This window comes from Candidatus Erwinia haradaeae, assembly GCF_900698935.1.
In the GTDB taxonomy this organism is placed as follows: domain Bacteria; phylum Pseudomonadota; class Gammaproteobacteria; order Enterobacterales; family Enterobacteriaceae; genus Erwinia_E; species Erwinia_E haradaeae_D.
In genome coordinates this window covers 486,284-499,657 of sequence record NZ_LR217715.1, presented here as the reverse complement: position 1 = coordinate 499,657, position 13,374 = coordinate 486,284, and the positions used below count along the sequence as shown (strand labels likewise).

The window sequence follows — 13,374 nt, the reverse complement described above, 5'->3', positions numbered from 1 at the left end:
TGCTCCTATAATATGTACGCGCTCAGATTTAAGCCTATTAAAGATTCGTGCATATTTTCACGTAAAACATATCTAATGTAGATGGAAAAGAGTCTAACTAGTTACTGATATCAGAAAGCGATATCGATGCACAAAAACAAAATACTAAAATCTAGGTGATAAGTCGTTATAGTCAGATAATTTCCTGATACTGAATAATCGGAACTAGATTTATTATGTAGTGCACAGATTATACAATCTTCTGGCGCTAATATCATCTTCAGTGATTGAATCGCTAGATTTCTTATTTTTTACTATGCAAACAACTAGTCAGATAGTAGTCGAAACCGCAAAATCTCGTATTTTTAGTTATTTTTCTGATAAATATCGCGGTAATTTTTCCGGTTTATATCTAAGTTGCACTATTTATTGTTACATATATGCTACTTACAATGACTAATCTTATTGCGATAGGTCAATATCTTCTTTTTTAGCAGCTAGGTATACTAATCTTGGTATATGTTGCTATATATCTTGCATCTACCCATACTAGTAACTAACTCACGTAAAAGTGTTTGACGAGAGAGAATTTTGGTTATCTACTGTACAGTAGAATTAGTCTTTGCAATAACCGCATTGTAATTTTTTGATTACTTAGTGCTGATATTGACCCCAAGGCTACTATAAGAAATTTATGGCAATATGATAAATTTTTATCTAATGGTAATAATTGATTGTTTATTGTGACGATAACCATTATGTGTTTCTTAGATCGTAGAGAACTGATTGAAATCACAGCAGACAAATCTTATTAACTATCAATGCACATTTCTATAAAATTACAAATTAATTCATATATTTTATCTTATTTTTTGTAATAGTTGATTTAAAATTCTTCTTTTTTTGTTATCCGGAACTAGAATGATATCTCTATAAGATCTTTGGTTGTGATCTTTCATGAACCTGGCAATCAAGTTTTCGCAAATATTCTTAATATTATCATTCTAACTACAGATTTATTGGGATATAATAGTTACGCATATTGTAATATCTGTATACTGTTTTACTTATCACACAAAGAAATGATTTTAGAATTTCTTTGAGACGGAATGGTTACAGTTTTCTCAATAAACAACTCTTCTGTTTTTCGTCTTTAATCAGCAGCTAATATTTATTTCTATATAATGCTCTTCCATATTAAAACTTTGACTTTGCAAACACCCTCTACCGGGTTGACTCAAGTCCTCAAAGGCATAATAAACATCTTATTAATATCAGATTTTCGATATTAAATCATGTACACAAGAGGCAAGAATTATTTTCCTGCATTATTTTATCTACTCAGTAATGATCTGTTCTGATCCTTTATAGTTTATATTGTGATTCAGATATTGATGGCACCAGAGATGGTAGTGGTTGGTTGGTGATTCCAGTTTTAGTGTGTACTCTGCTTACATGTGATTAGATGAATACCTTACATGCGACACACTGTAAAAAACAATATGAGATGTAGAGTTTGCATATGTACTTAATTAAAACACAATCATTATTGTGATGAGATCACATCTCTGTAAGAGGCTTGATATATAATTAAAAATATAAAATTAATATTATCTAGTTCATGACATGAAATATAGCCTACGCAGGCACATAATAATATTGGTGATCATATTTATATTATAGAAAAAGCCTTCTCGTCATCTCTTTCTTTTAGAACAAACCCAGTAATATAGTGTTGTATTGGTACAAGAATCTGACTCTCTATATATTGAGCGTATGTTTCAAAAATGTCTTCACAGGACTTACGGGTATAATAGAAATATCATACGGTAATATTTCTATTATTTTATATCAAATATAGATGCATTTTCTGAAGGAAATGATACGCCCATACACTATCTGTCATAAAAAACTATCTTATGATCCGTGCACTATGTCACATTTACTGTGACAACTTTACAGATAGAGTATTAGATATATTGCATCATACACTATTTTTATAAATTTTATAAACAGAGCTAATACAAACATTGATATGTATAAATAAAAGAAACGAAAATATTTTTTGTCAAAAGAAAAGCATGTACAGCATAGCAATCTCATGTAAAATTTTTCACTTCGTTCTGTGTTTTATTAGTATCATCTAGCGCACTTCCAATGGAGTAAAATCTGCAACACACATGATTTCTCACTTACAAATAAAATTAAATAAACAATTGTTTTGTATTATTGTGCTGTTACCTAATTGCATGTATTTGCAATGCATGTACTATGTACATTACAATAACATCATCTATATCGTCATGGTAAACACCTATTATATATAGATCAATCTCATGCTCTAAGTTTAAGTTAGACGCCATCAATCTAACATCTTTCCATAAAGCACATATCTGTGAATGGACTTTTTCTATTCGTGTGCTACATGCATTCTCAATATAGAGGACACATAGAGTAATTCATACGACCAATCATTTTATCAATCATTATCAGAATGATGTCATGCGATTGACTGCATAAGCAAGGCCGAGAAGACAATCAAGTTTTTAACTGTTAATATCGTGTGTATTAAATAATATTGAACGCATCTGCAAACATCAGCGAAGACTGCGCATTGCGCTCAGTACAAAAAAATACCCGTGCCTTTCTAACCATACTCACTGGACCCGCCAGATAAATATAATGCCTGGACAAACAGTGGTAATCCTGCATGACCGCATTTAACACAGTGCCATATCGACCATTAAATCCATTTATAGGATATTCAAGTACAGGATGCACATTTAAGTTAGGATAACGCCATGCGAGCTCATCTAGCATATCTAGTTCATATAAATGTTTTTTCTCACGCCCGCCCCAATATAACGAAATAGATCTATCTGCCTGTTCTGCAAGCGCTGTCAAGAGAATGGACCGAATATAAGAAAACCCTGTTCCGCCTGCAATTAATATCAGTGGATAAACTTTTTCTCCTCTTAACCAAGCATGACCATGTGGTATATCAACACTAACATAATTGGTGCTCTGAAAATGCTGAATCGCTGATATGGCATATAGATTGTATTCAGATGCTCCGATATGCAACTCAATAATATCTTTTTCTATAGGCGTAGAAGCAATAGAAAATGCACGATGATCGCTGTCTGTGATTTTAAGGATTAAATATTGGCCCGCGCGAAAACTAAAATCGGATTCCGGGGTTAAACGAACACGATATATGTTATCAGTAATCTCCTCTAATGAGGAAAGTTTACAGATTATAGTTGGCACATACGCCTCTTTTAAATAATTGTTATCATAACCATTGAATTGTGGTCACGTTGGAAACTATTCTGATTTCCAGATCTTTAATTCATCCCAGATTAAATCAATATGAGCTGTAACTATAGGATCTTTCTGGATAGGAGATCCCCATGTACGCTGAGTTTCACCAGCCCACTTATTAGTGGCATCTATTCCCATTTTAGATCCAAGTCCAGATACTGGTGAAGCAAAATCAAGATAATCAATTGATGTATTTTGTATAAGAGTTATATCACGTGCTGGATCCATACGTGTGGTAATTGCCCAGATTACATCATTCCAATCTCGTGCATTGACATCATCATCACATACAATGATAAATTTTGTATAAGTAAATTGTCGTAAGCAAGACCAAATACCCATCATGATAACTTTTGCATGCCCAGCATATTTTTTCTTAATCGTCACTATCGCTAGACGATAGGAGCAACCCTCTGGGGGGGCATAAAAATCAATCACTTCTGGAAATTGTTTTTGTAGTAGAGGTATAAACACTTCATTCAATGCCATACCAAGCACTGAAGGTTCATCAGGAGGTCGTCCTGTATAAGTAGAATGATACATAGCGTCATTACGTTGTGTTATATGAGTCACCGTGAATACTGGAAACATGTCGGATTCATTATAGTATCCAGTATGATCACCATATGGACCTTCTAGCGCTACTTCATCTGGTTCAATATATCCTTCTAACACAATTTCAGATCTAGCGGGTACTTCTAAATCATTAGAGATACATTGTACGACTTCCGTTCTAGCGCCACGTAATAATCCAGCAAAAGCGTATTCTGATAAAGCATCGGGTATAGGTGTCACTGCCCCTAGTATAGTTGCTGGATCAGCCCCTATCACCACAGAAATAGGGAAACGTTTCTTATTCATCTGATCACGCCAAGCCTGAAAATCTAATGCACCGCTACGATTTGGAAGCCACCGCATGATTAATTTGTTTTTTGCAATCACCTGCTGGCGATAAATTCCTAGATTCTGTCTGTTTTTATTTGGGCCGCGTGTGACCGTTAAACCCCAGGTGACTAATGGCGCAACATCACCTGGCCAGCATTTCATGATTGGTATGCGTCCCAAGTCTACTTCTTGATCTTGCCAAATATTGTCTTGACAACATGCCTGTCGAACCCGTTTAGTTGGCATATTTAAGACTTGTTTCCATTGTGGAATTTTTTTAAAAAAATCACGTACTCCTTGTGGAGGTTCAGGCTCTTTGAGACAAGCTAAAAATTGCCCTACATTACGTAAAGCATGTATATTGCTCTGCCCCATCCCCATCGCTACGCGATCGAGTGTACCAAATAGATTACATAATACTGGCATATTATAACCTTTTGGATTTTCAAATAATAAAGCAGGGCCATGCAGACGTAATGTACGATCAGCAATTTCAGTCATTTCAAGATTTGGATCAATTTCTTGCGTAATGCGCTTTAACTTTCCGCTCTTTTCAAGTAGTTCTAGAAAATCTCTTAAATCTGTATATTTCATAACTTTCCAATAGAATTACTAATGAGTGATACGCTATTTATATAGTTAAACATCATGAATTGATTGGCAAGATTTTTATCTTAAATCACTGATGAGATGTATATTCTTTAATCATTCTTATCATAACCATTTGATGAATTTTATACGTTAGATTAAATTATTATGTACTAGAGTAGGATGCTCTTATACAAGATAGCTGTCTTTCTTACATTTCTAAATGCTGAATAACAATGTCTTTTTTACGCTGAATGAGTAAGGTACTGTTATACATGATCCCTTCTTCATTTGACTAGGATCTCATCGATCGACACTACAATCGTATCAACACTCCGTATTTAAATCTTTCTGATCAAACGAACCATTATTATGGTGATCGTCATTGATCTATATTTCCCATGAGCTTATATGTTAGATAATCTAACCCGACTATGTTATTTTTTTGTCTAAATGAGAGATTTTAACAGATAGAGATAACATAATGATAATAAAAATATAAGATGAACTACCATCGATGAAATACTTACATTTTATTTAAGCATAATCTTTTAATGAAAGAGGATTATATATAGATTAATGATATATATAGATTATATGACAAAAATACAATAGATATCTCAGATATGTACGAAAAACTCTTGGCTAAAAGATATACTATGAAATCTATGCTATCGCCATCTAAAATACGTAAAAGCTCCTGCATACTACAGTCAGTATAGGTATAATATAACTCAGACGTATGTTAAGATCATAATCTTATCAACATGACCTATAAATCATCATTGACAATGATCAGTGTTTTTATAACTATAATGCTATACTATAGATCTGCAAGCAGCCACATAACACTTGTTTACCCTACAGCTAGAGATGAAATACAATTCTTATCTATTCCATCATATCTAAAATAACGTCTATCATGCATAGAACTCTATTTTATAAATATTGAATAGTGTCAAGTTTTCAATCATTGTATTACACACACGTATAGTGCTGTTTACTATGTAGTTGATAAATATGCTTACCACCGACTATTGATTTGCTAGTTAGTGGTTACACAAACAACTCTTATTACTTATATAGTTAGAATCGTGTTATATTAAGCACCTGCTATACATCAAATAAAAATCCACACCTCTGCAGTCAGCAGAAAAATAATAAAATTCAGAGTAACAATAAGCAATACTTACAATATTAAGCATGAAATACAGTGTAATGGACGTTTGTTATCACCTCATGTTTATTAGAGTCTATGAAATAAAAATCATATCTAATTGAGTAAACTGCTTAAAAAATACCTTCACTGCGTGACTATGATAAAGGCATCAATGATTTACAGTCTAATATAGAGTATACTCTATATCTATCTATTCTTAATACATCAACAGATATACAGAAAATAGCTTAATGTGGAATATTCTATTGCGTGGACTAAAAATTCTTTCTCAGTGTAACGCGTGCCGTATTTCTCACTTTTTTATTCATCAAAAAATAAAGAAACTAGTTCTCAAGTATTTTACTGTATGCAATACAGACAAGGAATATACCTATGTCAACAGATTTACACTATGACTTAGATCCAATTGAAACCCGCGAGTGGCTAGAAGCGATGGAATCAGTTGTTCGTGAAGAAGGCGTGGAACGGGCTCAATATCTAATTAATAAAATATCGCAGATTGCGCGTAGAAACGATACTTGTAAAAATGCTTCTATCTCAGATCAGAACTATATTAATTCTATTTCAGTGGCAGATGAACCATCATATCCCGGCGATATTACCCTAGAGCGCTGTATTTGCAATGCCATTCGTTGGAATGCAATGATCATTGTACTACGTGCTTCAAAGAAAAATCTAGAATTAGGTGGACATATAGCATCTTTCCAATCTGCAGCTACTATATATGAAGTATGTTTTAATCATTTTTTTCGTGCCTCCACTACACAACATGGAGGGGATTTAGTATATTTTCAGGGGCATATTTCTCCAGGAATATATGCTCGTGCTTTTCTTGAAGGCCGAATTACTGAAGCCATGTTAAATAATTTTCGACAGGAAGTACACGGAGATGGGTTGCCATCGTATCCTCATCCGAAGTTAATGCCAAATTTTTGGCAATTTCCCACTGTTTCTATGGGTTTAGGCCCCATAGAGGCTATTTACCAAGCTAAATTTTTAAAATATCTTTCTCATCGTAATCTGCAAGATACATCTAAACAAACGGTATATGCTTTTCTTGGGGACGGGGAGATGGATGAACCAGAATCTAAAGGAGCGATCACTGTCGCCACACGAGACAAACTAGATAATTTAGTGTTTATTATAAACTGTAACTTACAGCGTTTAGATGGACCAGTAACAGGTAACGGGAAAATTATTAATGAACTTGAAGGTGTTTTCAATGGAGCTGGTTGGGAAGTTATTAAAGTTATCTGGGGTAGTCGCTGGGATCCTCTCTTTCAAAAAGACATTAGCGGTAAATTAATCCATCTTATGAATGAAACAGTTGACGGTGATTATCAAACGTTTAAATCTAAAAACGGTGCCTATATACGCAAGAATTTCTTTGGAAAATACCCAGAAACTGCTGAGCTTGTCAAAGACATGACTAATGATGAGATTTGGAAACTGAATCGAGGCGGTCATGATCCGAAAAAAATTTATGCCGCATTAAAAAAAGCACAATCTGTTAAAAACAAACCAATCGTTATCCTTATTCATACTGTAAAAGGTTATGGCATGGGTGAAAATGCTGAAGCCAAGAATATTGCACATCAAGTAAAAAAAATGAATCTAGAAGATATACGCTATATCCGTGATCGTTTCCACATACAAGTTCATGATGATACTATAGAACAATTACCTTATGTAACTTTTGAAAAAGATTCCAAAGAACATCAGTATCTTCATGCACAACGCAAGAAATTAGGGGGATACCTACCTATACGTGCTATCAATTGTAATGAAAAACTTGAGATACCATCTTTAGATCATTTCCATAATTTATTAATTCAGCAAAATAAAGAAATTTCCACTACTATCGCATTTGTGCGTGCTTTGAACATAATGCTAAAGTGTCCGGCTCTTAAAGATCGACTAGTACCTATTATTGCTGATGAAGCACGTACTTTTGGTATGGAGGGTTTATTCAGAAAGATTGGAATTTACAATCCAAATGGCCAACAATATCATCCGTCAGATCGTGAACACATTGCTTACTATAAAGAAGATACACAAGGACAGATTTTGCAAGAAGGTATTAACGAAATTGGTGCAGGGGCTTCATGGTTAGCAGCAGCTACCTCTTATAGTACAAATCATATATCAATGATCCCTTTTTATATATACTACTCCATGTTTGGTTTCCAGAGGATTGGCGATCTATTGTGGGCAGCCGGCGATCAACAAGCACGAGGTTTTCTCATTGGTGGTACATCAGGCCGAACTACACTGAATGGCGAAGGACTTCAACATGCCGATGGGCATAGCCATATTTATTCTTTAACAATTCCGAACTGCATTTCTTGGGATCCAGCGTATGCCTATGAACTCGCAGTAATCATACACAATGGTTTAATGCGCATGTATGGCGATAAACCGGAAAATATTTTTTATTATATAACCACCGTAAATGAAAATTATCATATGCCAAGTATGCCAATAGGGGTAGAATATGGTATTTGCAAAGGCATATATAAATTAAGCATCCATAATGGTAGTAGAGGAAAAGTGCAACTTTTAGGTTCAGGTGCTATTTTACGTCATGTGTGTCAAGCGGCAGATATTTTATCTGAAAATTATGATATAGCTGTTGATGTATATAGCGTGACATCGTTTACAGAACTAGCGCGTGATGGTCAAAAATGTGCACGATGGAATATGTTGCATCCGACTGCTAACCCACGTATTCCATACATTACGCAAATTATGAACGACGCCCCTACTGTAGCTTCCACGGATTATATGAAGCTGTTTGCTGAACAAATACGTAGCTTTGTTCCCAGTAACAATTATCGTGTATTAGGCACTGATGGTTTTGGACTTTCCGATAGTCGTGCTAATCTGCGCGATCACTTTGAGGTTAACTCTTCTTATATAGTCATTGCTGCACTATCTGCACTATCTCAGGATAATATAATTGAGCTGAAAGAAGTAGATCATGCTATTCATAGCTTTAATATTGATTCTAGTAAAAGGAACCCATGTCTAACATAACTAAGAGGTCATGAAATATGGATTTCATCATCCAGGTTCCTAATATTGGAACTGATGCAGTTGAAGTTACTGAAATTTTAGTCAACGTTGGTGATAATGTTATAAAAGAGCAGTCTTTAGTGGTTGTCGAAGGTGATAAAACTTCTATGGAAGTGCCATCTCCACATGCTGGAGTGGTCAAAGAGATTACTATTAAACTAGGAGATAAAATTCAATCCGGACAGAATATTATGCTATTTGAAGCTGCGAATAATGCTCGCGCTCCAACTGTTTTAGAAAACGAAAAGGGAAAAGAAAGCATATTACCTCAATCTCATGATTCTAAAAAAATTTATGCGCCAAAGATGAATGGTGATAATATCACAATTATCAGTATTTTAGCTGAGGTTGGCAACAAAATTCACGTATCAGACACTATTTTCTGGATTGGAAACCAACAGAACTCAATAGCAATTGACACACCTTTTTCTGGAGTAGTACAAGAGATTACCGTGCAAAATGGGGACAAAATTAGAACTGGCATGTTACTGATGGTTATCAATATTCAACATAACATACTACCTTCCAAGTCAGATATCATATCTGGTCGATACCAGACAGACGATTTACTGATGCCAAAATCTTCATACGTTCACGCAACTCCCCTAGTTCGCCGTTTAGCACGGTTATTTGGAGTCAATCTTAGTATAGTGCCAGGAACTGGTATTAAATCACGCGTTCTCCAAGAAGACGTACAACAATATATACAGCGTGCTATCCAGTACACTGAAAGAGCGATTACAAATAATAGTCAACCATTAGATATCCCTGCATGGCCAAAAGTAAACTATAGCCAGTTTGGTGAGGTAAAACAGATAGAAATAAGCCGCCTTCAGAAAAGATCTGGCGCTAATTTAAAAAGGAATTGGTCAATCATTCCACATGTTACTCATTTTGACAAGACGGATATCACTGATCTAGAAGCATTCCGAAAAGCACAAAACCATGAGGCAGTTAAACACCACCTAGATATAAAACTTACTCCATTGGTGTTTATCATGAAAGCTGTTGCGATAGCGTTAGCAAAAATGCCGCGATTTAATAGCTCTATCTCTGAAGATGAACAATACCTCATTGTAAAAAAATACATTCATATTGGTATAGCAGTAGATACATCAGATGGATTGGTTGTGCCGGTATATAAAAATGTAGATAAAAAAGGCATCATAGAGCTATCTCGTGAGATCATCAAAAATTCTCAAAAAGCTCGTGATGGCAGACTCACTTCAAGCGATATGCAGGGCGGCTGTTTTACTATCTCTAGTATTGGAAACTTAGGTACAACTTATTTTTCACCGATTATAAATGCTCCCGAAGTCGCTATTTTAGGGATCTCTAAATCGGTTATAGAACCCGTGTGGAATGGAAAAACCTTTACACCACGTATCCTTATGCCACTTTCGCTTTCTTTTGACCACCGCGTCATTGATGGTGCCGATGGTGCGCGATTTATAACAATAATTAATAAGATATTATCTGATATTCGTCAGCTAGTGATGTAGAGATATTTCTTACGTGACATAGATTAATTATATCATTTTACATAGCGCGGTTTCTTCCTAGCTCTGCATTAACGTAATAGATAAAAAGAGTACGTTGTAATTACAGTACATTGTCATTAAATTATCAATTATCTTAAAGAGATTATTATGAGTACTCAGGTGAAAACTCAAATTGTTCTACTTGGTGCTGGTCCTGCAGGTTATTCTGCAGCATTTCGTGCCGCAGATTTAGGCTTACAAACAATTATCGTCGAACGTTATAAAGAATTAGGTGGTGTGTGTCTAAATGTTGGTTGCATTCCTTCTAAAGCCTTATTACATATATCTCAAGTTATAGAAGAAACCAAAGCACTGGATAAGCACGGTGTTGTATTCAATGATCTTCAGATCGACATAGACAAAATACGAAATTGGAAAACACAAATTATATCAAGGTTAACTAGTGGCTTATCCGGAATGGCACAAAGTCGTAAGGTGCAAGTAATACAAGGTATAGGTTCATTCACTGATTCTCATACACTAGAAGTTATATCAAATAATGGTTCAGCGACCACTATCACGTTTGACCATGCAATTATTGCAACAGGTTCATCTGCCATGAAAATACCACTGGCACCATATGAGGATCCACGTATTTGGGATTCTACTACTGCGCTTGCATTAAAGACAATCCCAGAACGTTTGCTAATAATCGGTGGCGGTATCATAGGCCTTGAGATGGGTTCCTTATATCATACTCTTGGTTCACAAGTTGACATAGTGGAAATGTCTAATCAACTCATCCCTCCTGCTGATCTAGATGTAGTACAGTGTTTCACTAAGTCTATTTCTAAGCGTTTGCATATCATGCTAGAGACTCAAGTGATAGCTATTACGACAAAGTCAGATGGCGTACATGTTACTATGGCAGATCAAAACGCTTCTATAAGCATAGAGCGTTATGACGCAGTATTAGTCGCAATCGGGCGTACTCCTAATGGAAAAAATTGTAGCGCAGATAAAGCTGGTGTTCAAGTAGATGAACGTGGTTTTATCCATGTAGATAAACAAATGCGTACCAATATTCCACATATTTTTGCTATTGGTGATGTTGTCGGCCAACCAATGCTTGCGCATAAAGGTATTCATGAGGGTCATATCGCAGCTGAAGTCATTTCTGGTAAAAACTATTATTTTGAACCACAAGTAATTCCGTCTATTGCTTATACTGAACCAGAAGTAGCATGGGTGGGTATAACTGAAAAAGCAGCTAAAAAACAGGGGATTCCGTATAAAACGTCCATCTTCCCGTGGTCAGCTTCAGGTCGTGCACTAGCCTCTAACTGTGCTAATGGCATGACTAAACTCATCTTTGATCAAATGACACATCGTGTGATTGGTGGCGCAGTTGTTGGTACAATGGGTGGTGAATTATTAGGTGAGCTTACTTTAGCTATTGAAATGGGATGTGATGCAGCAGATATTGCGTTAACTATCCATGCGCACCCTACTCTACATGAATCTGTGGGTTTAGCGGCAGAAATCTTTGAGGGAAGTATCACGGATATACTGAATCCCACAGCTCATAAAACATCATAGATTTATAGTAGCATACATTCATGACTATTGGTAAGAATGGATGATGCTCATGATCGCTCTCATTTTAAACTTAGAACTCTTTGAATACATCTCCACATACTAAAAGTTTTTTATAAAAATGTTATATAATGCCAGCTCTCTATCTTTATTAATTCATGATAACGATCATGACAGCATCATAGTATAATAAAATAACGAGGATTTCTTTATGAACCAAGTAAAACATAGTTCATTATTAATTTTGGGTTCTGGTCCTGCTGGGTATACTGCAGCAATCTATGCAGCACGAGCTAATTTACGACCAATATTAGTGACAGGATTAGAAAAAGGCGGGCAATTAACTACTACAACTGATATTGAAAACTGGCCAGGCGAACCTGGTAAGTTGACAGGGCCAGTCTTAATGCAAAAGATGTATGAACATGCACTGAAGTTTGACACTGAGATAATTTACGATGCTATCCTAAGCGTAGATTTAAAAAATAAACCATTTTGCCTAAATGGCGATAAAAATCAGTACACCGCTGATGCTTTAATCATTGCTACTGGTTCTTCAGCTCGTTATCTTGGGCTGCCGTCAGAAGACGAATTTAAAGGACGCGGTGTATCTGCATGTGCAGTTTGTGACGGATTTTTATATCGTAACCAAAAAGTAGCAGTGATTGGTGGTGGAAATACGGCAATAGAAGAAGCCTTATATCTTGCCAATATTGCTTCTGAAGTACATCTTGTTCATCGCAGAGAATCCTTTCGTGCTGAGAAAATCCTTGTAGACCATTTATATCAAAAAATTAAAAATAAAAAAATTATTTTTCATGCGAACTATACACTGGATTTAGTTTTAGGTGATAAAAATGGAGTCAATGCTCTACAATTACGATCCACAAAAAACACTTCAATAAAAAATTTAATTGTTTCAGGAGTATTTATCGCTATTGGCCATACTCCGAATACTGAAATATTTACTAATCAGCTGATACTCAATAACGGGTATATTAAAGTACAGTCAGGCGCACAGGGAAATGCTACGCAAAGTAGTGTTCCCGGTGTGTTTGCGGCTGGTGATGTTGCAGATTATGTCTATCGACAAGCGATTACTGCCGCGGGGACTGGTTGTATGGCAGCACGGGACGCTGAGCGCTATCTTGATTCAAGTATATAAGCACTAGATACTCGGCGACCTTAATACTATGTAGTTGAGCAGTAGGAATTACATCTCACAACATATATTGCTGATAATTTCATTATTTGGATTATATCACA

General features: G+C 35.5%; 6 protein-coding genes. 4 read left to right on the top strand and 2 right to left on the bottom strand.

Going from position 1 to position 13,374, the window contains the following annotated elements:
- Window positions 1-2,547: 2,547 nt before the first annotated feature.
- Both fre and ubiD read right to left on the bottom strand, forming a co-directional pair.
- Window positions 2,548-3,249, bottom strand: coding sequence for an NAD(P)H-flavin reductase (gene fre, locus ERCIKOCA2762_RS01560; protein ID WP_157988467.1), 702 nt, complete (start codon window positions 3,247-3,249; stop codon window positions 2,548-2,550).
- 57 nt (window positions 3,250-3,306) lie between these two features.
- Complete coding sequence (gene ubiD, locus ERCIKOCA2762_RS01555) at window positions 3,307-4,782, bottom strand: 4-hydroxy-3-polyprenylbenzoate decarboxylase (protein ID WP_157988466.1); 1,476 nt, start codon at window positions 4,780-4,782, stop codon at window positions 3,307-3,309.
- Between the two features lie 1,546 nt (window positions 4,783-6,328).
- Here ubiD and aceE point away from each other — a divergent pair.
- From aceE to trxB, 4 genes are all read left to right on the top strand, one after another.
- Complete coding sequence (aceE, locus tag ERCIKOCA2762_RS01550) at window positions 6,329-8,992, top strand: pyruvate dehydrogenase (acetyl-transferring), homodimeric type (protein WP_157988465.1); 2,664 nt, start codon at window positions 6,329-6,331, stop codon at window positions 8,990-8,992.
- A 17-nt stretch (window positions 8,993-9,009) separates the two neighbouring features.
- Window positions 9,010-10,533 carry a 2-oxo acid dehydrogenase subunit E2 gene (locus tag ERCIKOCA2762_RS01545; protein ID WP_157988464.1) on the top strand — a complete coding sequence of 508 codons (1,524 nt, stop codon included), beginning with the start codon at window positions 9,010-9,012 and terminating at the stop codon, window positions 10,531-10,533.
- A gap of 144 nt (window positions 10,534-10,677) precedes the next feature.
- Complete coding sequence (gene lpdA, locus ERCIKOCA2762_RS01540) at window positions 10,678-12,111, top strand: dihydrolipoyl dehydrogenase (protein WP_232043115.1); 1,434 nt, start codon at window positions 10,678-10,680, stop codon at window positions 12,109-12,111.
- Between the two features lie 208 nt (window positions 12,112-12,319).
- Entirely contained in the window at window positions 12,320-13,273 is a 954-nt protein-coding gene (trxB, locus tag ERCIKOCA2762_RS01535) for a thioredoxin-disulfide reductase (RefSeq protein WP_157988462.1), read from the top strand.
- Window positions 13,274-13,374: the final 101 nt, after the last annotated feature.